Genomic DNA, 24,038 nt, shown 5'->3' on the forward strand with positions numbered 1-24,038 from the left:
TATCAAGTGGTGGGCGAGGAGGGACTCGAACCCTCAATCCCTTGCGGGCAACGGATTTTAAGTCCGTCGTGTATACCAATTCCACCACTCGCCCCGGCTGAAAGGTGCGCGGCATCTGGGTTGCGCGGCGTTATTGTAAAGGTTCCGCGGGGATCGGGGCAAGGGTGTAATTGGGATACGCCGGACGGGTACAAAAATGGAGGCGGCACCCGGAATCGAACCGGGAAACATGGCTTTGCAGGCCACTGCCTTACCTTTTGGCTATGCCGCCTCTTGCAAGCCAAATTCTATCCAACACATGCGGGGGAAGTCAACATGCGGGTTGCGTTGTGGGCTTCGCAGTTCGCGTGAGCGCGCGATACTGGTCTGCAAGGCTATGTGCCACTCTGAGGTCGAGGAATGAAGGCAAGACGCTTGCGCCGTGTTGTTGATGACCTCCGCACGCGATGATCTCGGACAAGAGGCCCAAGGGATTCCCATGCATAGACGGACCGGGGCGTTGCTCCGGAGCCAGCGGCCGCAAGCGCGGCGTGGTCAGGAAATCATGCCACACTGAGAGCGTTCACGAATCGATCTGAACGATCTATTCGGCCTGGGTGATCTCTTCTCTGTTGCGGCATGTCCGTTTTATTGCCGGTTGAATTGTTTCTCGAACCGCACGTCGCCGGTGAGTTCGTGTATCGCGGCGCGTATGCTGTTGCCGGAGATGGTAATCAGGGCGAAGGATGGCCGGTGGCCCCGGCTTTCGGGCCCTTTCAGGTGGCCGGGATTCAGGTAGATTGTGGCGCCGGCGCGTTCGATGGCTGGTTCGTGGGTATGGCCGGTCATAACGATGTCGGCGCTGCGTTCGGAGTGGCGCAGGTCTTTCATGGCGTGCGCGGCGGAAATGGTAACGCCTTCGACTTCCTCTACAATGCGGTTGGGCACGCGGATGTTGTGATAGGCGTTGCACCACAATCCGGGCACGATGCGCACATTCGTCTCGACCATCGCCAGTTCTTCGGCGTCGGGGTAGTCGTCGCCGAGATGGAAGAACAGTGTCGCGCCCAATTGTTTCATCATGTCCACCGCCTGATACATCAGAGACCGGTTGCCGTGAGTATCGCTCAGAACGCCCAGGATCACGATATGGCTTCTCCTGCTGTTTTTGCGGGGGCTCATTCGGGGACGTAATTATACGGGTGGCGGGGAGGCTCTTCTACAATGCAAATCAGGGGATGGCAATTGTGAGCGGGCTGACGGCGTATCAGGCATTCAACGCGGTCTTTGGGCCAAACAGGCGCCTGTGCCTGAACCGAGGGATTGCTGAGGCAGTCTTCCCGGGCGCTTGTATGTGGGGCCCAGCTTGCTTACCATGGAGCGGCAACAAGGAGCGTGGACCATCCCTGGCAGGGGGAACTTCACCGGGAGGATTCGTCATGCGCACGTACGCTGTGTTCGCAACCTTCTTTATGGCATCGCTCGCTGGCGTGAGCGCTCTGGGGCAGCCTATCATGGCGCCCCTTGCCGGGAAGGACGAGGTCGGCGCGCCGGACCGCGTCGAGAACTGGCAAGGAAAGACTATTCTGGTGTTTGCGCCGCATCCCGACGACGACACCTTCTCGATGGGCGGGACACTGGCACGGCTGGTTACGAACGGCAACAAGGTCGTTGTCGTCATCTACACTAACGACAACCGCGGCTCGAAGGATCTCGAGATGAGTCGGGAACGCCTGGCGCAGATTCGCCGCGCGGAAGAGGAGGCAGCCTGTCTCATCCTGGGCATCTCGAAAGAAAGCATCGTCTGGCTGGGCTATGAAGACGGTGACCTCGAGTATGCCGACCCACAGCGTTTGCGCGGAGAGGTGTGCCGCCTCATCAAGATACACCGGCCTGACGCCGTGTTTTGCCCGGACCCGGGCTCGAAATGGCAGCAGTGGCACAAGACCGACCACCGCATGTCTGCGAACATAACAAAGGATGCGTTTATCGCCGCTGAGTGGCACCTCTACTATCCCCAGCACCTTCTTGACGAGGGGCTGAAACCCTATGCGGTGCCTGTGGCGTACTATTATTATTCGCAGGAGCCCAACTACGAAGTGGACATTACGGATTTCATCAACAAGAAGGTGAAAGCTTCGGCGGCGCATGTGAGCCAGTTCGAGCCGGCGACAACCAAGTATACGCCGGACATGGCGGACACCGTGTTTCAGGAGATTGACAAGGGGCTCAAGGCTTACCATGCGGCCGAGAACCGGTTCGTGGAACGGTTCCGGCGCGAAGAAGCGCCGTGACATCTCGCCGGGAGTTTCAAGTATATGTCGCAGTTGAAGATGGAACATCCTGACCTGTGGCTGATTCCACAGATTCCGGTCCCGGACGAATACCTTCTGCGCAATTACAGGGAAGGCGATGAGGCGGGTCTCAGCCGCGTGTTTTTATCAGGAAAACTTGGGATGGAGACCCCGGGTCTGGTCCGTGAATCACTCACAAAACACCCTTGCTTCACACCCGAACGCCTGTTCGTTGTGGAGTATGCGGGTGCGATTGTGGGCACGGCGTCGGCGTGGGTAAATGAATACGAGCCTGCCAAGGGTTATCTCCACATGGTAGGGGTACTTGAACGCCATCGTGGGAAACGGCTCGGGGCACTCGTAACCGTTGCCGCCATGAAGTATCATAGGGACCTCGGATTCCAGGCGCAACAGCTCGATACAGACGATTGGCGGGAAGCCGCCGTGCGTCTCTACCTTGACCTTGGCTTTGTACCCGTATACGTGGACGAGACCCATCCCGGGCGGTGGCGAACACTTGCGACGAAGCTGGGCCGTCTTGGCGCGTTGCAGCAAGCCATCGAGAAGGTTTGAGACCGGCTGTCCGTGATAGAATATGCCGATGGGCGAAAGGCGTTTCCGGCCATAGCCTTGGACACAGATGGCATAAGAGACCGGTCATCCCCATGGATCATCGTGATTTTGATGTGATTGTCGTTGGCGGCGGCCATGCGGGCGTCGAGGCGGCGCTAGCATGTGCGAGGACGGGCCACCGCACGCTTCTGGCGACCATGCAGCTCGACAGCATCGCGAAGATGTCGTGCAATCCCGCTATCGGCGGTACGGCCAAAGGCCAGGTCGTCCGCGAGATCGATGCTTTGGGCGGTGAAATGGCTCGTTGCATCGACTGGACAGGCATTCAGTACAAGATGTTGAACCGTTCGAAGGGTCCGGCGGTCCATTCACCGCGCGCCCAGGCCGACCGCACGGCGTACCAGTACGACATGAAGCGGGTATGCGAAGCGCAGGCGAATCTGACGCTGCGTCAGGCCTCCGCAGAAGCGTTTCTGGTGCACGGAGACGAAATAGCCGGCATTCGCACGAATCTGGGCGCTGAAATCACGGGCCGGGCGGTTATTGTGTGCACGGGGACGTTCCTGGGCGGGAAACTGCATTTTGGGATGGTCGACTTGCCCGGGGGGCGGGCCGGAGACGCCTCGGCGCATGGTCTGTCGCAGTGCTACCGGGAGCTCGGTTTCGCCGTGGGACGTCTCAAGACGGGTACCTGCGCCCGTATTCACCGGCGAAGCATTTGCACGGATGTCATGACGCCTTCGCCCGGCGACGCAGATCCGCGTCCGTTTTCGTTCTCGACGCCGCTGGAGGGATTCGACCCGAACAAAGTCGTGTGCTGGATGACGTATTCGAACGAGGCGACACAACGCGTGATCCGCGCGAACCTGGACCGCTCGCCGCTGTACTCGGGCAAGATCGAGGGCATTGGTATCCGTTATTGCCCGAGCATTGAAGATAAGGTGGTGAAATTCCCGGATAAGAACCGCCATCACATTTTCCTTGAGCCCGAGGGTCTCACTACGCAGGAAGTGTACGTCAATGGCATGTCGACGAGCCTTCCGGAAGACGTCCAGCTCGCCATGCTGCATACGGTGCCGGGCCTGGAAGAAGCTGAGATCGTCCGTCCCGGATACGCCGTCGAATACGATTTTATTTACCCCACGCAGCTTAAACCCAGCCTGGAGACCAAGAGCGTGCGCGGTTTGTTCCACGCGGGCCAGATCAATGGTACGTCGGGCTATGAAGAGGCCGCCGCACAAGGTCTATACGCGGCATTGAACGTGATTCGGTGGCTCGAAGGGGCGGAGCCGCTCTACATCCCGCGCAGTGAAGCTTATATCGGCGTGATGATCGACGATTTGGTGACGCGGGGCGTGCTGGAGCCCTACCGATTGTTCACGTCGCGCGCCGAGTACCGTCTCCTTCTGCGCCACGATAACGCCGACGTGCGGCTGGCCCGCTACGGCATCGCGGACGAGTCCTTCAAGCGCACTGTTCGCGACAAGGAGTTGCGGGTCGAAGCGGAGCTGAAACGCTTGAAGGCTGCCCTCGTGCACCCGTCCGAGGAATTGAACCGGCTGCTTGTTGGCGCCGGAGAAAAAACGGTCACCATGCCCCAGCCGGCCGCGCAACTGTTGCGGCGCGTGAAGGTATCCATCAAAGATGTATGGCGTTTCGCGCCGCCCCGCGCGCCCCTCTCCTTCGAAGAAGCGGAACAGGTTGAAATCCGCTGCAAGTACGAGGGTTATTTCGCGCGCCAGGAACGGGATGTGGAGCGGTTCCACAGCTCGGAATCCCGAACCATCCCGCCGGAACTCGACTTCTTCACCGTTCCGGGCATACCGTATGAGGCGAAGCAGCGGTTCAGCGAAGTGCGGCCGGTGAATTTCGGCCAGGCGGGGCGGATCCCGGGCATTCGCTCGTGTGACATCGCGTCATTGCTCGTGTACGTGGAGAAGCTCTCGCGCGAGAAACAATCGGCCAGAGCCTGAATGCGCATAGATACGGCAATAGAGAAACCCATCCCATAGGAGGTCGCAGGCGTAAGAGCATGGACGAATCCGGACACAAAGAACCATGGAATCCCGCATACCGCCATCCGCTCGAGAAGGGCGAGGTGATGCAGTTGTGCGCTGGGATGCCGCAAGTCGCAACGCGCGACCTTGGCGCCGCCGAGCACGACTCGCTCCGTGCATTGAAGCGCGCATTTCTAAGGAAAGCCGTGAGGCGCGGCGTTGTGGGGTTTCTTGTGTTGGGTGGTGTGGCATACCTGACGTTCATCCTGTTCCAGTGGAAAGAGGGAGGCTTGTGGTCTGATCTGTTTGCGGGCGCTCTTGGCGTAGGCGGTGTGATTTGGGGCCTTTTCACATTGATTCAGACAGTGGACCTCCTGATTCGGCGCTGGATCTTGAGACGCGCCCGTGACGCAGGGTATGTACGCGTGTTCGAAGGGACGCTTAATGCCGGGGACTTTACCGATAAGACGCGCCGCTGGCTCGAAAAGACCGGTCTCGTGCACGACGATGCCGGCGTTCCCAACACGATTGAGCTGTACGCGGACCACAATGTCGTGCACCAGATCAACGGCGAGGAACCGGAAGACTGGGTTTCCGTGATACTCACCCATGCGGCCGCCGTGCCGGAAGACCCGCTGATTCTGGATGTTCCCGCCGATTGGTTTCCCGATGCGGCGGAAGGCTGTATGCAGCGGCGGCGGCAAACGGCCACCGAGCATGAGGAAATCCTGACCTACGCGGATGTGGGACGCAGACGGCTGAGTCAGATTCCGCTCTTATGGGGAGTGCCGGTATTCCTCGCGTTGGTGTTTCTCATGCACAAACTGCTTGAGTTGGACGCCGCATTGGTCGCGTGGGTATCCGGCGCGATTGCCGCCGCCATCACCATTTACAATGTCGTACACACGCGGCGAAAAGTCAACGCTTTGCTCGAAGACGCCGAATTCGGTTGGATTATCATCTTGACGCCTCAGAGGGACTCGGAGGACGGTCACAAGGAATCGTGGGAACATGGCCCGGCCACGGAGTTTCTTCCCGCCTCGGAGACATTGTGGAGTTTCGCCGGGCGTCCTGCCGCGTGGCGTTACGGCGCTACCTTCCGGCCACGTTCGTAAAGCGGGGCACGCTATCCGAGCAGCTTTTGGGCCTTGGCCACAAGGTCTGTGGGGGCATCAGGACGGGCGGCAAACCGCTGCACCCATTGGGCGGCCTCCTGGGACCGTCCCAGGATTGCGAGCAGTTTTGCCAACATCACATAGGCCTCGTGAAAAGAAGGGTCCTCTTGAATTCCGCGCTCGAGGGTTTCGACGGCGGCTTTGTTGTTCCCGGCACGCAGAAAGAGATCAGCCGCGTAGAAACATGTTTCGGGGTGTCCAGGGTCCAATTCAAACCCCATGAGGACATAGTTGAGGGCCTTGTCGGCGCGTCCCTGCTGGTCAAACCGTTGTGCGGCAGCGACGAGCCCGTTCAGACGAGCGCCCGGGTCACAATCCTTGGGGCAGAAAAACGAACCGTATCTGCCGCACGGCAACTCGAATTCTTTATGGACGGATGGAAAGCGCAGAAAGTCCTGGACCTCCCACTGGCTTCGATGCAATTCCCCCGGGTTGCCGTATTGCTCGGGATGGTCCCAGCCGTGCCCGAGGGGAATGTTGACGAGCAATGCCCTTGTCGCACGGGAATAGAGATGGTCAAGTACTTCATCGGCCTCATCTTTCTCGAGATGTTCGATGATGTCGCCGGCGATGATGAGTTCGTAGGCATCGAGGCCCGCGGCGGCGTCTCGTACGTCGCCGATGCGGATAGACGAATAGAGGCTGCGATGGTGGTCCTGAATGTAGGGTTCGAAGAGCTCGAGTCCGTCGATACACGTGTTCCATTCCGCGGGTTGAACACGGCCTTCGTAGACGTCAAGATACATTCGGCACAGGAAGCCCCACAATCCGAACCCGCACCCGACATCCAGTACGGATTGCGGTTTGAGGCCGATAATGTACGTCAGACAATGGGAAATGTGTACCGAAGTGCTTACAGGCATCATCGCCTCCTTTTCTCTACCCTACCGGAAGCGGCACATCCCCGCAAGGCGAAAAGGCGTGCTCGCGGACTTCCTTGCACGCTCCGGCTCAACTGCCAGGGCAGAGACCGCCGGGAGTGGGAGTACTGTTTGGGATGACGGCCTCTTATGCACTAAAATGGATGCTCCCGTTTGCAGGAAGTGACCCACTTCCGAGGATACAACCGGCATGAACGATTTTCTTATAGGACTCGGCGTACGCGATATTACGCCAGCTTCGAGCCTGGCGCTTTGGGGCTATTCAGACCGGCAAGGGCCGGCAAATGGCGTGTTGGACCCGTTGATGGTGTATGCGGTGGTGTTCCGCGGGAAGGAGACAACCGCGGCATTGGTATCCGCAGACCTTGGGCGGCCTCCGATGAAGGATGTGCTGGATGCGATTCGCGAACGCGCGGCGTCCCTGGGCGTGGCGCACGTTTTTTTTGCCGCGACGCACACGCACCACGCGCCCGAGATGGACGTGCCGAACGCTCCCCACGCCAACGCAGTGTTGGAAGGTACCATCGAAGCTATTGCGGAGGCCGTCGAGAAGCTGGAACCCGCCCGCATTGGCACAGGAACGGGCACCTTCGATATCGGCCACAACCGGCGGCGCATGTTGGATGACGGCCGCTGCGCCATGCTCTGGCGCAACGAGGAGCGTCTACCTACCGAACCTGTCGATCGCGAAGCCACCCTGATCAAGCTCGACAGGATGGACGGACGGCCGGTCGCCCTGCTCGTGCACTTCGCCTGCCATCCGGTCGTGATGGGGCCATCCAACCGGCAGTATTCAGCGGACTACATCGGGGAGATGCGCCGGCTGGTAGAAGCGGAGAGCGGATACCCGTGCATGTTCCTGCAGGGAGCTTGCGGCGACATCAATCCATATCTTGACAAGACCCCGATCGACGCGGGAGGCGCCGACGCGGCGCGGCAGGTTGGCGCGGCGTGCGCGCGGTCCGTTCTGGCGTCGCTCCGCAGCATTGGACCTCACTCGACAGCTTGTGGGGACGTGGCGTTTTGCCAGAAGGAGGTCATGGTCGGCGTGCGTTGGGATTTGAACGACCCCGACCAGCGCCGCATTGTTTTCGAGGCGCACGGCGGGGAGAGAGGTTTCTTTGGACGCTACTTTGAATCGGCCACGCCGGACCTTAGGGTTCCCGTGACGGTACTTTCGCTCGGTGACGCGGTTGCTTTTGTGGGCTTGCCGGGGGAGGTCTTTGTGGAATACCAACTCGAGCTGAAGGCGAAGGCCCCGGTGCGTCACGCGCTCCTCTGCGGCTATACGAACGAGTATCATGCGTACTTCCCGACGGTAGCGGGGGCTTTGGCGGGAGGGTACGGGGGTGCGGCCGCCAGTTACGTTGGCATCGGGGCAGCCGACAAGCTGCTGTTTGAGGCTCAGATGATATTGGCCGAAATGAGAAGGCCGGGGACGGCGCCCTGCAAGGAAGAAGAGTTCGCGATCATCATGTGGAACCCGGCGGCGCGCGGTGCCCGAGGCTGAAGGGATGGTGCAACCGCACGCGGCACGGCTGCATCTAAGCGTTTCTGTGACAAGGACTTGAACTGCGCCTTCGCATAGGCTACCCTGAATACGGATATGGCAGTTAGCCGGAGACAGTTAGTGAATCAGTCAAAGAATCTCATAGACCTCTGGACAATTCCCGCGCTGGCATTATGGCTTGTGTACTTTGCGATCGGGCTGTTTCCTGAAGGGGCCTTCTGGGCCGCGCGCCTTGCGGGCAGGGTTGTGACCCAGAACGCTATCATTAACTCCCCGAGCCTCGTGACTGTGTCCTTATCGCTGTATCTGGCGTTGTTCGTTTACCAGCGGTGCACGGAGGCGGGCGTGTCGCGCGAGAATGCGACTGCACGCGCCATTCAAGTTGGCATTCTCGGTTTGATAGCATTCCTTCCCTATCCTTTTTATCTATTGTTATCGCCTGGAAATATGGCTCTTCCCGGGAGCGGAGTCTACCGCCTCGACGAACTGGCCGCGATCTTTGGATTACCGGTGGCGAAGTTATTGGCGTGGCTGTACTTATTCGCAGTGATCGCACGTTCATACATAACTGCGGGGTCCGACGTATTTGTGAATATGTATCCTCCGCTTGACCGGGATAACCAGAACATAAACACCGGTTCCACGCCCGAATAGGCAGGGCGGGAATAGAAGCCCGCCGCGGAATTCCCGGAGCGGGAACTGGAGGACCGGTTCCTGCTGCTGTCCTCCGCGTAAGCCATTGTCGGAAAAGCTTTTATATTTGGCGCGGCGCTTGCGTGAAAAACGAAGATCATCCGCACATTCGAGAAAGACTCCGTGGGTGATCAACTGCAAGTCAACGCCCTATTCTGTAAAGACGTTATAATAAGTGGGGTTACAGGCCTTCGATGCCTTTGATTGCGAGAAACACCTGGAACCGGACAGGATCACACGATGAAAAAGAGTATCCCGATAATCGCCATGGCCGCAATGTTGCTTGGTTTGTTTAGCGCCGACGCCGGCACACTCCGCATCGGCCAGCCTCAGGTGCAGGGGGACCAGATCACCGTTCCTGTTGTGCTGGAGGGCGATGTGGCCGACGGCGTGGCCTCGATAAGTTTTCAGCTCAATTACGATCCCTCCGCCGTGGAACCTCAACAGGCCAATCCCGGCGCAGCTGCCCAATCGGCGGGCAAAAACGTTATGACCAATGTGAAGGAACCCGGAGCGTACATGGTCGTGATGGCCGGGTTGAACAGCAATACCATTGCCTCGGGCGAAATCACCAACATCGTACTGCAACGCCGCAGCGGCGACGCGTCGACGAACATCAGCATTACGGGCACTACGTTCGCGTCGCTGCAGGGCGATGAGATCCCTTCCCGCGGAAGCACTAGCAGCATCTCTTTCGAAACAGCCGGAGACGAAGGAGAACAGAACGAAGAGCAAGATACTGAAGAACAACCGGATAATCAGGAAAATCCCGCTCAGGAACATGGCGCGGAAGGCACCGGCGGGTCCAATCCCATTGTCATCAACCCCGCTGACAACGAGGCAGCGGCGCGCCGCACGCCTGACGTTGCCGACTCGCGCCAGTCCGAAGGAGGCATCACGCAAAGCCGCCAATCCCCCGTGCCAGGGGAGAGCGCGCCAGAAACGGGCGACGATGCGAACGCGAAGCTTGCAGAGGCCCTGACCGTTGCGGCGGCCGGCCGCGCCAATATAGGCGCGCGTCCTTCGGATACCAAGGACGGCAAACAAAGCGGCGGGGCCGCGGGCACAGACTCTGCCGAAAGCGCTGCGGCCTCGGAAATGCAGATGGCGGCCATGACTGAAGATACCGCCACTGTGGAACGGGGCGAGCCCAGTGCGGCTCCCGCGGACAGCGCGAACGTTTCCACAGCGCCTGAGACCTCTCCCCCATCGCCGGCGATTACAGATTCCGCACTGCAAGAGCCCGGTCGTCCGGCAGGTATGCCGGGAACAGCGCAAGCAGGACGAACCGAGACGTCCGCGCGGAGCTTCACGCCGACCTTGATCTTTGTGGCAATCGCCGCAGGAGCGGTGTTCGGCGTTTTTGTTCTTCGCCGGCGCCTGTTTTCGTAAGGGCGTCCAGGGAACGCGGGTAAGCCCTCAACCGGCGGACGTTGGCTCGCCGGCGCTGGTTCCCACAAACATTTTGCTGCGCACTTCGGAGTCTGCCCGCTCTTCTTTGATGGAGTCGGGTTTCCCCCCGGGCACCAGGACGATCTTCCCGAATTGTTCGCCCGATTCCATCCGTTGAGTGGCTTCTTGTACGCGATTGAGGGGATACACGGAATCCACGAGGGGACACATGCGCGAGGCCGTGACGGCGGCGAGCATTTGGCGGAATTCCTCGTTTGAGCCCATGGTTGAGCCCATGACCACAATGTGGTTCCAATAGAGTTGGGAGATGTTCACGGTCGTCTCGGCGCCCGTGGTGACGCCGCAATGCACGATCCGGCCTCCACGGCGCACGGCTTTGAAATTGACGGACCATGTGGCGGCCCCCACGGTGTCGAAGACGACATCGACGCCCCGGCCTCCGGTGAGGTCTCGGATGGCGTCTCCCAGGCAGGGATTATTGGCGTAGTTAATGCCTGCGTCAGCGCCGAATTCCCGTGCCCGGGCCAGCTTGTCGTCGGAGGAAGACGTGACCAGCACGCGGGCGCCCGCCAGCCGGGCCAGTTGCAGCCCGGCCAAGGCCACGCCTCCGCCGATGCCGTGAATCAGCACCGTCTCTCCCGGCTGGAGACGCGCGCGCGACAGGAGCATGCGCCACGCCGTCAGGTAGGCTAGCGGCAACGCGGCGGCCTCAACCATGGTCAAACGCTGCGGCTTGACGAAGACATTCGAGGCGGGAACCGTGACGCGCTCGGCGAACGTCCCGGGACGGTTCATTCCCACGATGCCGAAAGTAATGCATTCGCTTTGCTCTCCGCGCCGACAGAACTCGCACTGCCCACAGCTCAGACCCGGGTTAATGACCACCTCGTCGCCGGGACGGACATGACCCACGTTTTCTCCCACCTCGATGACTATGCCGGCCGCGTCAGAGCCGAGGATGTGCGGTACAGGCAATTCCATGCCGGGACGACCCTTCCGCACCCAGATATCGAGGTGATTTAACGCTGCGGCGCGGACTTCGAGGAGGACTTCGCCCGCGGCAAGGACCGGGTCCGGCACTTCTTCGTACCGAATGCAGTCTACATCACCGTTTTCGAATATCACGGCAGCTTTCACGGTGCACCTCCCCTTCGTTGCCGCCTGCGGAGCAAAGCAAGTCAAAAACGTCAACCTGCCCGCCGGCCGCACACCATCCGATACACTTCGGCCAGACGCTTCGCGCTGTTCTCCCAGGAAAAGCTCTGCGCGCGGACAAACGCACGCTCCGCCAATTGAGCGCACTCCGTGGGCTTCGTCAGGAGTGCCTCCAAGCCCTCTTCCAGACTGTCAACGTCCCGGGGCTCGGCCAATATGCCGCAAGGCCCAATGACTTCAGGGATTGCCGACACGTTGGAAGTCAGCACCGGCACCCTGGCCGCCATCGCCTCGAGGACAGGGATCCCAAATCCTTCATAAAGTGAAGGATATAGGCACGCTGTTGCACCACGCAGCAGCAGTATAACATCCGGCCGCGCCAAATAGCCGGCATGTTTGACTCTTTGTTCGAGCCCCAGGCTGCGGAGCGTTTCGAAGACCGGTTCGGCGTGCCAACCCCGGCGGCCCACGAGAAGCAGATCAGGACACTCGGAAAACCGGTTTGCGACACGCCGGTAAGCAGCCAGCAAGAGGCAAAGGTTCTTGCGGGGCTCGATGGTACCGATGCAAATCCAATAGTTGCCCGAAAGGCCGAGCCGCGCCTTACAACGAGTCAGAGCGTCTCTATCGAGTTTCCCGGCAAACTCCTCGGTGCGCACGCCATTGGGAACCACAAAAACCTTCTCGGGCGGGGCATGCAACAGCTCGAGGACATCTTGACGACAGCTTTCCGAGACGGCAATCAATGCGTCCGCATTTCGGGCGGCATTTATCAGAAGCCTTCGGTGGGTGCGCACCGTGGATGCCGTGTGCGTTTCGGGATGGCGGAACACAACCAAGTCGTGAACCGTGACAATGCGCTTTGCGCTCTTGGCTGCCGGAAGGAGATGAAATAAGCCGTGAGCAACATCGGCATCGCCGCAAAACCACTCGATGGGCGGCCAGTTGTACTGGCGCCATAGGGCAAGCTTGAGACGGCGCACATTAGGAATCGCAAAGCACCGGGTGAAACCGCGCCGCAATTCATCGGGGATTGTGACGCCCCGCGCCCGCGTGGCGAAAAGGCGAAGGTCCAAAGGGGGGTCGAGGTTCTTGAGAGCATTTGCCTGGTGCAGGGCCGTGTAGCCAACGCCCGTAAGGGGGTGTTCAAGAGCACAACTCACCTCGAGGACGACACGCAGCGGTTCATCAGACACAATAGGCCCTCAAAATGTCGTGCACAGAATATGGCCTGGCTACGCACGCCGGGCATCGGAAGACGCCACATCGTCATCTTCCGCAATGTCTTCGCCGTCTTTGCGGGGCTCGTCTTTCGATGCGCTGGTTGCGTAGTCTCGAAACGTGGATATCGAGAAAGGGGCATCTTTTGCGCGTGCGGGGTCATGCATTTCGCGCGTTTTGTCCGGGCCGTTGCCCGAGTCCTCCCCGCGGGTCTTATCGTCCCCCGCGAAAACCCCTTGTACGCCGTTGTACAATCCGAGAATCTTCGCAGCGATGTCGGCCGCCTGCAGCTGGATGGCTTCGCTTTCTCCGGCCACCAGCTTCTCGAGCACGATACGTTCAACGGTTTCTCTATCCAAAGCGGCATCCTTTAGTCGTTCTGACTTGTCTTCTAAGGCGAGGCGTCTTCCCGCGCCCGGATGCCTCAGAGCTTTCTCGCACTGGATGCGTCCGTTCTGAATGTCGGTATTCTCCGGGAAATCGCGCGCCAACCCGTTAAAGATGGCCAGCGCCTCCGCGAAACGTCCAGAATAGTAAAGGTCGACGGCTTCTCCAAAACGGCGTTTCGCGTCATCATTGGCCTTGCCGCTTCCCTGCCACCAGCTTGGTCCTCCGGCAAATATGGTCTTTCGTTTGGGCGCATCCGTCGTGGTGTTGTCGCTGTTGATGCGCACCGTCGCGCCGCAGGCAGGGCAAAGCCCCGTGCGCCCGATGGCCGAACGAGGAACCTGCATGCGCTGCCCGCATGAACCGCATGTCAAAACCAGCTTACGCATTCACCAATCTTCCCCACCAACTTCCGGTACCGGAACCGGAGGTCCCCACATGCCGTTGGACGGGACACAGTATATCCAAACGCATGATAGCACACCAGAACTCCTTTTCTATTCGGGCCCCAGGAATCGCATCAAGGTGTCCAACATTTCGCCGTCGTCGAAATCATTATCAATGACTTCAGGAATCAGAGTAATCCCCTGCGCATGGTCGGTCTGCTCAGAGGGCGGAATGAACGGTCCCGGGAAAGGCCCTTGTCTTGGAGCAGCGCCGCTTCCCGCCGCCTCTTGGCCGGCGTCTGCCACGTTGTTCGCAGGTCTCCCGACGTGCCCGGTAAGGCGGGGCGCCGCCAGGAAACCAGTTGTCTTGTCTTCGAGCATCTGGATGCGCTTTTCGGCTTCGCTGAGTTTCTGCTGGTTCTCTTGGAACCGCTGTTCATATCCCTGAATGGTCTCTTCCGCTTTTTGCAGCGCCTCTCGCAACAATACTGTCTCGCGTTCGAGAGCGATCTTCTCGGTCTCAATCTGGTGCAGGGCATCAAAGTCGCGGCGTAACGCCCGCAGATCGTCCTGGGCATGCATGAGCGCACGTTCCGCCAGGGCATGCCCCTTGCGTTCGGTATTCAGTTCCGATTGAATCTGCAGGATCTCTTCTTCCGCACTCTGTGTAATACCGGACAACTCGGCCGACAGATGCTCGATATCATCCAGTCTTTGCCTATTCTCGGCCTCTCTTTCTCCTTTGCTTTCCAGAGCGGCCCTGAGTTCCTCAGAGAGCCGCTGGATCATCGACTCTTTTTCCTGGAGACGGGCAGCCGCGGCTTCCGTTGTCTGTTCGACAGAGTGGCGGTCTTCGAGCATACGGCGGGCCTCGTCGCGTTCCGCGCGGAGGGTGGCTGCTTGCTCATCGAGTTTTCCGCAACGCTCAGCGAGTTCCGCCGCTCTCTGTTCTGCCCGGTCCAAGCTGAGTTGTAAGCGCTCGAACTCACCCGTCCGGCTCTCTCCCTGGCTAGCTAGCGCGGAATATTGTCGCTCGAGGAGATGGAACTGCGTCCGTGTTGCGTCATGGGCATTGCGTTCATGCTCCACTGCTGCCGCCATTTCTTTGAGCTGTTCTTCCGATGGACGTCCGTCTTGCGGTTGAGAAAGTCTCCGGCCTGATTCGAGCAGGCCGCGCAGGGATTGCATGAGCTCACGCAGCTCGGCTCCCGCCGCCTGCCGGTCTTCCTCCATGGCCTTCAACTGGTTGCCTAGTTCCTTTGACAGCCGGCCTGCTTTGTTGAGAGCTTGTTCCTGAGCCGCCGCCATTGCGTTGTTGTCACGTAGCGCCGCGAGTTGTTCCTGTGACTCCTTGGCGCGTGTCCGATATTCCTTCAATTGCGAAGCCATGTGCCTCAGGAGCGCTTCGACCTGGGGGTCCATTTTTACGTCAACAATATCCTCGTCCGAGGCATTGCTTGACTCAGGTACGCGGATGATTGCGCCGCACCCTTTGCACCAGCCATGTTGTCCGACAGCCCTGTCCGGCACCTGAAATTGTTTCCCGCATTTTGGGCAGCCGAAAATGATCATGGTCCACCTTTTGCAGGAGCCCATCACCCCGGGCCCCACAGAAAGTGAGCCGAGGGACGCTCCCTGCTCTTCCTAAAGTATAACAGACTCGGGACTTCGGCGGGATGGAGAACGGCCAGGCATGTTGAAGACGGCGCCGGGAGTCAGTAGACTTGCCCCGTCACCAGCGTAAGGCGAAACAGGGGGCCTCCAAACATATGAAGGTATCCGGCACCGCGAACCAGCCGATGAACATCGCCTATCTGGCGCCCGAGCTCGGGGCGCTGACGTCTACGTTCATCTATCGTGAGGTCGGCGCGTTGCGGAAGCGCGGGGTCACGATTGCCCTATTCTCGACAAGCCGCCCGTCGGATTCACAGATCTCTGAAGAAGCCTTGGCCATCGTGGAAGAGACATGTTATCTGTACGACGCACCCGTGCATAACATTGCCGCCGGCGCAGCACGCCATCTGATACGTCATCCGCTTCGCTCTGGCCGCGCGCTCGCCCTCTTGGTCCGCGATGTCCTTTTTGCGCAGACTTCGACGCCGGCCGACCGCTTGAAGATGTTTTGGCATTTTCTTACGGGGTGCCATCTTGGGATGCTTCTCGAGCAGAGCCATGTCGAGCACATCCATGCCCACTTTGCCCATGTGCCGGCGGCTATAGCCATGTATGCCGCGCACATGGCGGGTATTTCGTTCAGCTTCACTGCCCACGCAAATGACCTGTTCGAGCGGGGGACGGCGCTCAAGGAAAAGGTGGGCCGTGCGGCATTTACTGCCGTCATCTCTGAATATAACCGCCGTTTTCTCGAAGGGCGCGGTTGTCTCGCGGAGCGAATTCACCTTGTGCATTGCGGATTGGATGTGTCGCGGTACGATTTCCGGCCGGCACCTCCTGAAAACAGCCCGCCGCTTGTGTTCTCGGTGGGCCGTTTCGTGGAGAAGAAGGGTTTTCACATCCTGATCCGCGCCCTGGCACTCCTGCAACAGCAACAGATCTCGTTCCGCTGCGTAATTGCCGGTACGGGACCTCTTTTCGGCCCGATTCAGGCCCAGTCCGAATCGCTCGGACTGGCTGGCTGCCTTGAAATGCCTGGAGGCATGCCCCAGGAACGCGTGAAAGCCATGTTTGATACGGCCGATGTGTTTGTGCTGCCGTGCGTGGTTGCGGAGAGCGGCGACCAGGACGGGATCCCCGTTGCGCTCATGGAGGCGATGGCATTGGGCGTGCCGGTTGTATCCACAGGAGTATCAGGCATACCGGAACTGATTGCGGATGGGGAGAATGGGTTGTTGGCAGGTGCCGGAGATCCCGCCGCCCTAGCACAGGCCATCCGGCAAATTATGCAGGACTCTGCCTTGGGCCAAAGGCTGGCAAAACAAGCTCGCGCGACCATTGAAGAGCACTTCAATGTGGAAACAATTGCCACGAATCTGGAATCCTTGTTCCGAGCATCGATAGCGATGCAACAACAGACCGGAGGCACGGAATGACGGCGGAGCCTGCTAACCCAACACCCGAGCGGTCGTATGTTATCGTCATCACCGCCCGAGACGAAGCCAAATACCTCCAGGGAACGATAGACAGCATTGCAGGCCAGACGCTTCTGCCGGTCGAACTGGTCATCGTGGACGACGGCTCGAAAGACGAGACCGGGGCGATTGCCGACGCGGCCGCGGCGCAATACCCCTGGGTCCACGTGGTGCATCGCCCTGATCGCGGCGAGCGCAAGGTCGGGGCGGGCGTTGTCGAGACGTTTTACGCGGGCTACGAAGCCCTCCAAACACGAAGCTTCGCGTATCAATGCAAGCTTGACGGCGATCTCACCCTGCCGCCCGGGTATTTCGAAGGAATCGTCAAGAAGATGGAGGCCGATGCAACGCTGGGCGGGGCGAGCGGCAAGGTCTTCAATCCGGTTGGCGAAGGGGCGTTCAAGGAGGAACGCATCATTGATGACATGGTATCCGGCGCTGTCAACTTTTGGCGCCGGGCCTGCTGGGAACAGATAGGAGGCTACGTGCGCATGGTCATGTGGGATGGGATCGCCATGCACCGTGCCCGCATGTTCGGCTGGCATACACGCAGTTTCCGTGACAAGGATTTGGAGATCATTCATCACCGCCTCATGGGTTCCTCACATAAGAACATTCTTCATGGGCGTATGCGTTGGGGCCGCGGCCAATGGTTTATGGGCTGCCACCCCCTTTACATCATCGCCAGCGGGATCAACCGGATGTTTGAACGTCCCTATATCGTGGGCGGAATTTGCATTATGGCGGGTTACTTTTCGAGCATGATCAAGGGCGCTGAACAATATGATGACCCTGAATTCCGCAAGTACCTGCATGCCTGGCAACTGAAACGGCTGGGATTGGCTTTCCTTGCGCCCGAGGTTACGCCCCACGAACGGAACGCTTCATGAGAGCCGGCGAAGAACAGAACGGCGCCGTCGTCCCGGATCTTAACGTGTCCTTCGTTGTCATCGGATACAATGAATCCGCAACACTCAAGGACTGCCTCGAATCGGTGAAGAATGCGGACATGGAGGGCCTGTCCTGGGAATTGATCTATGTGGACGGCGGCTCGACCGATTCCAGTATCGACATTGCGCATGAGGTGGGCGTCGACCAGTTGCTGGGAGGCGAGAAACGCCGGCGCGCCGCCGAGAACCGAAATCTGGGACTTGCCGCCGCGCGAGGCAGACACGTCCAATTCATCGACGGCGATATGACGGTGTCTCCGGATTGGCCGCGAGTTGGTGTCGAGTTTCTCGAGGCGCATAGCGATGTTGCGGCTGTATGCGGTAATCTGAAGGAGGTCTGCCCTGGCATCCTCTTCGAAGCCCTGCAAATCGATTGGGCGCCGCGCGAACAGGCCATTCGCCATTGTGGCGGGGCCGCGCTATATGTTCGGGCTACACTGCAGGAAGCGGGTGGTTTTCCCACGGATGTCGCCTTCGGGGAAGAGCCGTTATTGTGCTGGCGACTCCGTAATGAGTACGCCAGGAAGATCTACCAACTCAATCGCGTAATGGCGCAGCACAATCTAGGTTTCCGAGGCATCCGCGACTATTGGCGCCGAAACGTGCGCTGCGGCCAAACGTATGCCGAGATAGCCGCGCGCTGCTGGCGGACATCCGATCCGCTTTGGCGAAAAGAATGTATTGTGAACGTCTTCTGGGCGTGTGCCACGGTTGCGTCCATCACCTTGCTGGGTGTGGGGAACATCTGGGTCAAGACGGCCGTGGTTGCAGCAGTGATGCTCATCATCGGCAGGAAGTTCGTCCAAACCAAGCTCAAAGGCTACTGCGCTCTTGTGTCTCTTGTGTATGCAATGCATACCTACTTCTCGAAACTTTCTATTGCTTGGGGAGAATGTCGCTGGTTTGCGGGTCATGTGCGCAGAAAGGTCATAGGGCAATGAGCAACGCGTATTTTTGCCAGACGCCGGAGTGCAAAGACGTTCACGCACTGGCGCATTCGTTCAGTTCCCTTCTTTGCAGCGGAAACGCGAGCGTCAACCATTACGCTGCAGCGGGCCAGGCGTTGTTTGGATTGGCAAGTCTTGACAAGTTCGGCCAGGGTCTCATGCCGCGATATCTCGAAGATACGCGGTATTGGGGCGTCTTGACCGGCGAATTGCACACGTGCGGTGCTCTTGAGACGTGCAAACAAGCCTACCCCGATGCACAAGACGATTTGGGGCTATTGGCGAAGCTCTCCCGGGAGAAGCGGCTCTGCGAGACCTTGCCCACGCTCAACGGCGCGTTTTTCCTGATGCTGTGGGATCCCGATTCGCATACGCTTGTCGCGGCCAACGACCGCTATGGCCTGTATCCGATGTACTGGGCGCATCGGGGTTCGCATTTCTGCCTTGCCAGCCGTGTAATGGGGCCTGTTCTCGCCGGAGTGGTCCCGGGAGACATTGATCCCTTGGCAGTTGCGCAGATCTTGACCGTGGACGACTTCGCCGGAGATCGAACGCTTGTGCGCGATGTCTCGGTCTTCCCTCCGGGGACCATGATGACAAAGACCCTCGAAACCATCGAATGGAAGACCTATTGGGCCTGGGAGTATCCCTCGGAACAGGGTACTACCGTCGAGGAATGGGGCCGGCGCGCGGGGGCAGCATTAGTCGAGGCCGTGCGGCGCCAGGCGGGTACGCGGCGCAGCATCGGCGTTACACTCAGCGGCGGACTCGATTCCCGGTGCATAGCGGCGGCTGCCGTACAGGCAGGAATATCGCCGCGCACGTTCACGTGGGGGGAAGACCGGTGCTATGACCGTGTGCTGGCTGCCAGAATTGCGGGCGTCCTCGGAACCGAGCACAGGGATTGTCCTTACGAATACGACACATTGGCCGAAAGGTTCAGCGAAGGAGTCGCGATAACTGAAGGCATGTGCAATACGTTCGACATGCATTTTCTCGCGCATCTCCACGTGATCGAGAGTGTGGACCTTGTACTGAATGGATTCGCCGGAGATGCCGTGCTGGGAGAGACGTTCTTGCGTCCGCAATGGTCTAAACCGATGCAGCCCGATGAGCTTGCAGAGAACGTTTTCGGGCGTTTCAACAGATTCCTGAAAGAGTCCGACTTATCCAGAGCCATGCCGGCAGTAAAAGATCTTGGTGCGGAGGATTATCCTCTCGCGATCTTCAAACGTCAGTTCGGGGAACTGGGTCACTTGAGCACGCCCGATGCAGCGCATCGTTACCTCTTCGACAACCATGTTCGCCGCAAAACGGCCATGGGCACCGTCCTGATGCGCGAAGGGGCCGAGTCGGCGGCATGCTTCTTTGATTACGATTTCAACGACCTGGTCCGAAGCATCCCGACAGACTTGCGGGCAAATCATCGCACCTACCGCGCGATGATGCGCAGCACTTTTTGCAGTGTTGCCGCCATTGCCTGGCAAGCGACCCTGCTCCCCCCCCTTGCTCCGGAGTGGCAAGTTTTTGCGTCCAAGGTCGTGCGCCGGGTTAGTGCGAAGGTCGAGCGGCTTACTGGCTGGCACGGACTGGCCAAACGCCAACAGGTCGGGGACTTCACTCGACATCTGCGCAACGAGCTGCGCGATTGGATGCACGGTCTCGTGATGACGGAATATCCCCTTCCGGAAGATATCTTGATGCCCGGGTTCTACCGTCAGGTCTGGCAGGAACACCTCGAAGGGAAAGACCGCTACCGGTTGTTGGGCGCCATCGTGCCCATTCTGGAATTGTCCAGATTAGTGCAGCGGGTTCGAACAGGGCAGCTTGTGCCTGGCCGTGCCCCGGTGCTTGTGAGAAACTGACGGCGGCTTTGGTTCATTCAGGAGGCCTCAGGCGCAAGGCCTGCGGCGGTATTTTCGACAACAGTTGTTGCTGATACCCAAGCGTGATGAACTTGCCGTATTTTCCTGTGGTATGCTAGCCAGACCGTATACAAGAGCCTCTTGCGCGCAGAACGTGGGTAACAACCTCCGAGGTGCCTGAGATGAACTCGTGTCTTTGTCGATTACCGGCTACGGTTGTCCTGATTGGGGGGATTCTTATGACCGGAACATCGCTTGCACAAGACCTGCAAAAGACCAGAAGCAGCCTGTACGGTCCGGAGGTCGTGGCTTCCTTGCGGCGCAACATTGATCGGTTCGAATGGGCCGGGGCGGCGCGCGACGGGATTGTCGCCAGCGCACAGAAATGGCTCGCCATGCCGGAGGATCACCTGTGGGGCTTGATGTTCGGGGCGACCATCCCCCGGTCGTGGATGGTGTGGTCCAATGGGTACTGCCCGGCGTGCAAGACGAGCGTGCCCATGTACAACTGGAAGATGAATGCGCTCGAGCACCCGTGGAAGGTGCAGTGTCCCCACTGCAGCGAGTTCTTCCCCAAGAACGATTTTGGAGCGTTTTACGCATCTGGACTCGATGAGCACGGGGTGTTCGAACCCGGCAACGCCGACCGCTCGCTCTTGTTCAATACGGATCATCCTGATGCGAATGACCCGCTCCATCTTTTCGGTGTCGATGACGGCACGGGGTATGTCGAGGGAGACAATCGGTGGCGATTCATCGGGGCGTACCTGATTTATGGACAATGGAAACAGGGCGTGGTAGAGGGCATCAGCACCCTCGCGGCCGCGCACTTGATGACCGGCGACCCAGCCTATGCCAGGAAAGCCGCTATCCTCATCGACCGGGTTGCGGACCTCTATCCCCTGTTCGACTTTGGGGCGCAGGGCGTCCTCTATGAGGGAAAAGCCGATCGCGGCTATGTGTCGACGTGGCACGACGCCTGCGAAGAGACCCGTGAAATCGTCATGGCCTACGACATGATATTCGAAGCCATTAAGGACGATACCGGGCTAGTGGCGTTTCTTTCGAAGAAATCCGAGCAATACAAGCTCGACAATCCCAAGACGGGTTTCGCCGACATTCAACGCAACATCGAGACGCGTATCCTGCGCGACGCCATCGCCAACCGCCCCAAAATCACGACCAACTATCCCCGCACGGAGATTGCGCTGGCCATTGTTTACGCGGTCCTGGGTATGCCCGAAAACGAAGCGGCGTTTTGGGGACTCGTCGACCCGATGCTGCAGCAGGCCACTTCGGTCGACGGAGTGACAGGCGAGAAAGGGCTTGCGGGCTACTCGTGTTTCACCATTTCCGCGGTGGGCTGTTTCATTGGCGAATTCGCGAAGTCCGACCCGGCGTTTCTGCACACCCTGTTGGAACGGCACCCGAACCTTCGGAAGACCTATCGATTCTTCGCGGATACGATGTGCCTGGGCCGGTATTACCCGCAAATCGGCGACACGGGCGCTTATTGCCATGCGGTGAACCGGTACGTAGGCCTGAATTTCGCCCGTTATGGCGGCGGCTCGAGCAGTTCGGGCTGGACCCACATCCCACCTTCGATGTTCACCCTCTGTTGGCAGCTGTACAAAGAAACGGGCGACCCCGCATACGCCCAGATCGCGTACCGCGAAAACGGCAACGAACTGACAAACCTGCCCTATGACTTCTTCATCGACGACCCCGGACCCGTCGCCGCGGACATCGAGGCGGTAATAGCCCAGCACGGCCCGGAAATCATTCTGGGTAGCGTCAACAAGGAAGAGTGGCATCTTGGCTTGATGCGCTCGGGCGAAGGGGAACACCGCCGGGTGTTGTGGCTCGATTACGACGCGGGAGGCCCCCACGGCCATGCCGACGGCATGAATCTGGGATTGTTCGCGAAAGGGCTCGATTTGCTGCCCGAGTTCGGGTATCCGCCCGTCCAGTTCGGTGGCTGGGGTTCGCCCCGGGCTCGTTGGTACACCATGAGCGCCGCACACAACACGGTGGTCGTGGATGGTGCGAATTCAGCCTGGGGTCAGGCAGGCGAAACGACGCTCTGGGCCGAGGGTGCGGCCTTCCATGCCATGCGTATGACAGGCCCCGGTTTGATTGGCGGCGAACGGTTCGAGCGGACGGCTGTCATGGTAGACGTATCTCCCCAAGACTTTTATGTGCTCGACGTCTTCCATGTCAAGGGCGGTCACGACCACACGAAATTCCTTCACAGCCACTTCGGCGGGGTCCAGGTATCCGGATTGAACCTCCAGCCCGCGGAGGACTACGGCCACGACACCCAGATGCGCAGCTTCCAGATGGATCCAACCGCGCAATCTGGGTGGTCGGCCGATTGGAGGGTCGAAGACCGGCTGAAACTGCTTGAGACTGAGCGGGACATCCATCTGCGGTATACCGATTTTACTCAAGAGGCGTCGGCGGGGCTCGCGGAAGGCTGGGTTGTCGTCGGCATCTATAAATCGAGCGAGGAAATTTGGATTCCGCGTGTCGTTGTCAGAAGACAGAACGCCCAGGATGCTCCCCCGCTCGAATCTACGTTTGTGGGAGTCCTGGAACCCTATGAGGGCAACCGGTTTATCGGGTCCATCCGCCGATTGCCAGTTCAAACACCCGAAGGAACGGCTGTTGGCGGCACACACACTGCGCTCTTGCTTGAACTGGCCGACGGCCGCCGCGACATCGTGATCGTGCGCGACCGCCTTGATGCGGCGGCCACGCGCGTAGCCGTCGAGGCTAATCCCCAGACCCGCACCGACGGCGAGATTGCGATGGTTCGCCTTGATGCGCAAGGAAACGTCGTATACACAGCCCTGTGCGGAGGTTCGCTGCTCGAGTCCGGTGAACATCTGCTCAATCTCGAGGGCGTGGCGAGATTCCACGAAATGGGCACACCGTAAAGGCGTCCCGATTTCACCATATCGCTTGTCCCGGCATCTTGTATCATAGAAACCATCAGGGCAGGGAGAGATGCCGTGAGCGACGCCGAGCTGATCAAAAAGATCCTCGCTGGGGACGAGGAGCGCTTTGGGGAAGTCATCGACCGCTACGCGCGCAGGGTCTGGGCTCTGTGCGCGAGCTACGTACATAACCCCTCCGACTGCGAGGATTTGGTGCAGGAGAGCTTTGTCCGCAGCTATTTGCGCCTCAATACGATACGCGAGCCCGGGGCGTTCGGCGCCTGGCTCGGGCAAATCGCGCGAACACAGTGCCTGGAATGGCTCCGTAAACGCAGCCGGGAGAAGAACGCGGTCGCCAACCTCGAAGAAGCCGCAAACGAAGCCTCCGCGGAAGACCTGGCATCGGAGGCCGCGCAACGCGATGAGATGCGCGCCTTTCTCCGCCAGAATCTCAACGCTCTACCAGACAAGTATCGTGAGGCCCTATACCTTTTCTACCTCGGAGGGCATTCCGTAGCGGAAGCGGCCCGTTTCCTCGATATCTCGGAAAGCGCGTTTAAGAAACGCCTTCAACTGGGCCGCGA

The 24,038-nt window shown here is 59.4% G+C and carries 19 protein-coding genes and 2 tRNA genes; 13 read left to right on the top strand and 8 right to left on the bottom strand.

Features of this window, described 5'->3' with window-relative positions; all coding sequences use genetic code 11:
- Nucleotides 1–7: 7 nt before the first annotated feature.
- The 3 genes from PLJ71_15230 to PLJ71_15240 all read right to left on the bottom strand — a co-directional run bounded on the left by PLJ71_15230 (nucleotide 8) and on the right by PLJ71_15240 (nucleotide 1,125).
- A tRNA-Leu gene (locus PLJ71_15230) sits at nucleotides 8–94 on the bottom strand.
- Nucleotides 95–197: 103 nt separating this feature from the next.
- Nucleotides 198–271, bottom strand: a tRNA-Cys gene (locus PLJ71_15235).
- Between the two features lie 356 nt (nucleotides 272–627).
- Nucleotides 628–1,125: a YfcE family phosphodiesterase gene (locus PLJ71_15240; protein ID HQM50041.1), complete on the bottom strand. Its 498-nt coding sequence runs from the start codon at nucleotides 1,123–1,125 to the stop codon at nucleotides 628–630.
- Nucleotides 1,126–1,418: 293 nt separating this feature from the next.
- Between PLJ71_15240 and PLJ71_15245 the strand changes: the two genes are divergently transcribed.
- The 4 genes from PLJ71_15245 (at nucleotide 1,419) to PLJ71_15260 (ending at nucleotide 5,958) form a co-directional block, all read left to right on the top strand.
- Nucleotides 1,419–2,273 (top strand): PIG-L family deacetylase, encoded by an 855-nt coding sequence (locus PLJ71_15245; protein ID HQM50042.1) that lies wholly within the window; start codon nucleotides 1,419–1,421, stop codon nucleotides 2,271–2,273.
- Between the two features lie 24 nt (nucleotides 2,274–2,297).
- Nucleotides 2,298–2,846: a GNAT family N-acetyltransferase gene (locus PLJ71_15250; protein ID HQM50043.1), complete on the top strand. Its 549-nt coding sequence runs from the start codon at nucleotides 2,298–2,300 to the stop codon at nucleotides 2,844–2,846.
- Between the two features lie 92 nt (nucleotides 2,847–2,938).
- Complete coding sequence (mnmG, locus tag PLJ71_15255) at nucleotides 2,939–4,819, top strand: tRNA uridine-5-carboxymethylaminomethyl(34) synthesis enzyme MnmG (GenBank protein HQM50044.1); 1,881 nt, start codon at nucleotides 2,939–2,941, stop codon at nucleotides 4,817–4,819.
- 59 nt (nucleotides 4,820–4,878) lie between these two features.
- Nucleotides 4,879–5,958, top strand: coding sequence for a hypothetical protein (locus PLJ71_15260; GenBank protein HQM50045.1), 1,080 nt, complete (start codon nucleotides 4,879–4,881; stop codon nucleotides 5,956–5,958).
- 11 nt (nucleotides 5,959–5,969) lie between these two features.
- Here the strand turns inward: PLJ71_15260 and PLJ71_15265 are convergent, their stop codons facing one another.
- On the bottom strand, nucleotides 5,970–6,881 hold the full coding sequence (locus PLJ71_15265; protein HQM50046.1) for a tetratricopeptide repeat protein: 912 nt from the start codon (nucleotides 6,879–6,881) through the stop codon (nucleotides 5,970–5,972).
- A gap of 208 nt (nucleotides 6,882–7,089) precedes the next feature.
- On the opposite strand from PLJ71_15265, the gene PLJ71_15270 reads away from it, so the two are divergent.
- The 3 genes from PLJ71_15270 (at nucleotide 7,090) to PLJ71_15280 (ending at nucleotide 10,494) form a co-directional block, all read left to right on the top strand.
- Entirely contained in the window at nucleotides 7,090–8,409 is a 1,320-nt protein-coding gene (locus PLJ71_15270; GenBank protein HQM50047.1) for a neutral/alkaline non-lysosomal ceramidase N-terminal domain-containing protein, read from the top strand.
- A 120-nt stretch (nucleotides 8,410–8,529) separates the two neighbouring features.
- On the top strand, nucleotides 8,530–9,063 hold the full coding sequence (locus PLJ71_15275; protein ID HQM50048.1) for a hypothetical protein: 534 nt from the start codon (nucleotides 8,530–8,532) through the stop codon (nucleotides 9,061–9,063).
- 279 nt (nucleotides 9,064–9,342) lie between these two features.
- A complete protein-coding gene (locus PLJ71_15280) occupies nucleotides 9,343–10,494 on the top strand; it encodes a cohesin domain-containing protein (GenBank protein ID HQM50049.1) in 1,152 nt (383 codons plus the stop codon).
- A 27-nt stretch (nucleotides 10,495–10,521) separates the two neighbouring features.
- Here PLJ71_15280 and PLJ71_15285 read toward each other — a convergent pair whose 3' ends face one another.
- The 4 genes from PLJ71_15285 to PLJ71_15300 all read right to left on the bottom strand — a co-directional run bounded on the left by PLJ71_15285 (nucleotide 10,522) and on the right by PLJ71_15300 (nucleotide 15,236).
- On the bottom strand, nucleotides 10,522–11,652 hold the full coding sequence (locus tag PLJ71_15285; protein ID HQM50050.1) for a zinc-binding dehydrogenase: 1,131 nt from the start codon (nucleotides 11,650–11,652) through the stop codon (nucleotides 10,522–10,524).
- A 50-nt stretch (nucleotides 11,653–11,702) separates the two neighbouring features.
- On the bottom strand, nucleotides 11,703–12,866 hold the full coding sequence (locus tag PLJ71_15290; GenBank protein ID HQM50051.1) for a glycosyltransferase family 1 protein: 1,164 nt from the start codon (nucleotides 12,864–12,866) through the stop codon (nucleotides 11,703–11,705).
- A 39-nt stretch (nucleotides 12,867–12,905) separates the two neighbouring features.
- The gene (locus PLJ71_15295) at nucleotides 12,906–13,667 is read right to left on the bottom strand and encodes a hypothetical protein (GenBank protein HQM50052.1); all 762 of its coding nucleotides are present in this window, start codon (nucleotides 13,665–13,667) and stop codon (nucleotides 12,906–12,908) included.
- Between the two features lie 108 nt (nucleotides 13,668–13,775).
- On the bottom strand, nucleotides 13,776–15,236 hold the full coding sequence (locus PLJ71_15300) for a hypothetical protein (GenBank protein ID HQM50053.1): 1,461 nt from the start codon (nucleotides 15,234–15,236) through the stop codon (nucleotides 13,776–13,778).
- Between the two features lie 197 nt (nucleotides 15,237–15,433).
- Between PLJ71_15300 and PLJ71_15305 the strand changes: the two genes are divergently transcribed.
- The 6 genes from PLJ71_15305 to PLJ71_15330 all read left to right on the top strand — a co-directional run.
- On the top strand, nucleotides 15,434–16,714 hold the full coding sequence (locus PLJ71_15305; GenBank protein ID HQM50054.1) for a glycosyltransferase: 1,281 nt from the start codon (nucleotides 15,434–15,436) through the stop codon (nucleotides 16,712–16,714).
- Complete coding sequence (locus PLJ71_15310; protein HQM50055.1) at nucleotides 16,711–17,643, top strand: glycosyltransferase; 933 nt, start codon at nucleotides 16,711–16,713, stop codon at nucleotides 17,641–17,643. Before PLJ71_15305 ends, PLJ71_15310 begins: the two co-directional genes overlap by 4 nt.
- A complete protein-coding gene (locus PLJ71_15315; GenBank protein HQM50056.1) occupies nucleotides 17,640–18,644 on the top strand; it encodes a glycosyltransferase family A protein in 1,005 nt (334 codons plus the stop codon). Before PLJ71_15310 ends, PLJ71_15315 begins: the two co-directional genes overlap by 4 nt.
- Nucleotides 18,641–20,515, top strand: coding sequence for an asparagine synthase-related protein (locus tag PLJ71_15320; protein HQM50057.1), 1,875 nt, complete (start codon nucleotides 18,641–18,643; stop codon nucleotides 20,513–20,515). The genes PLJ71_15315 and PLJ71_15320 overlap by 4 nt, the downstream gene beginning before the upstream one ends.
- 239 nt (nucleotides 20,516–20,754) lie before the next feature.
- The gene (locus tag PLJ71_15325) at nucleotides 20,755–23,454 is read left to right on the top strand and encodes a heparinase II/III family protein (protein HQM50058.1); all 2,700 of its coding nucleotides are present in this window, start codon (nucleotides 20,755–20,757) and stop codon (nucleotides 23,452–23,454) included.
- A 75-nt stretch (nucleotides 23,455–23,529) separates the two neighbouring features.
- Nucleotides 23,530–24,038, top strand: a 509-nt coding sequence (locus PLJ71_15330) for an RNA polymerase sigma factor (protein ID HQM50059.1), incomplete at its 3' end; no start/stop codon positions are given.

The organism is Candidatus Hydrogenedentota bacterium (genome assembly GCA_035416745.1).
GTDB lineage: Bacteria > Hydrogenedentota > Hydrogenedentia > Hydrogenedentales > SLHB01 > UBA2224.

Coding starts and splice junctions, on each gene's coding strand:
- PLJ71_15270 (HQM50047.1), top strand. CDS start 7,090: ATGAACGATTTTCTTATAGGACTCGGCGTACGCGATATTACGCCAGCT.
- PLJ71_15265 (HQM50046.1), bottom strand. CDS start 6,881: ATGCCTGTAAGCACTTCGGTACACATTTCCCATTGTCTGACGTACATT.
- PLJ71_15320 (HQM50057.1), top strand. CDS start 18,641: ATGAGCAACGCGTATTTTTGCCAGACGCCGGAGTGCAAAGACGTTCAC.
- PLJ71_15325 (HQM50058.1), top strand. CDS start 20,755: ATGACCGGAACATCGCTTGCACAAGACCTGCAAAAGACCAGAAGCAGC.
- PLJ71_15315 (HQM50056.1), top strand. CDS start 17,640: ATGAGAGCCGGCGAAGAACAGAACGGCGCCGTCGTCCCGGATCTTAAC.
- PLJ71_15250 (HQM50043.1), top strand. CDS start 2,298: ATGTCGCAGTTGAAGATGGAACATCCTGACCTGTGGCTGATTCCACAG.
- PLJ71_15310 (HQM50055.1), top strand. CDS start 16,711: ATGACGGCGGAGCCTGCTAACCCAACACCCGAGCGGTCGTATGTTATC.
- PLJ71_15305 (HQM50054.1), top strand. CDS start 15,434: ATGAAGGTATCCGGCACCGCGAACCAGCCGATGAACATCGCCTATCTG.
- PLJ71_15245 (HQM50042.1), top strand. CDS start 1,419: ATGCGCACGTACGCTGTGTTCGCAACCTTCTTTATGGCATCGCTCGCT.
- PLJ71_15260 (HQM50045.1), top strand. CDS start 4,879: ATGGACGAATCCGGACACAAAGAACCATGGAATCCCGCATACCGCCAT.
- PLJ71_15295 (HQM50052.1), bottom strand. CDS start 13,667: ATGCGTAAGCTGGTTTTGACATGCGGTTCATGCGGGCAGCGCATGCAG.
- PLJ71_15300 (HQM50053.1), bottom strand. CDS start 15,236: ATGATCATTTTCGGCTGCCCAAAATGCGGGAAACAATTTCAGGTGCCG.
- PLJ71_15280 (HQM50049.1), top strand. CDS start 9,343: ATGAAAAAGAGTATCCCGATAATCGCCATGGCCGCAATGTTGCTTGGT.
- mnmG (HQM50044.1), top strand. CDS start 2,939: ATGGATCATCGTGATTTTGATGTGATTGTCGTTGGCGGCGGCCATGCG.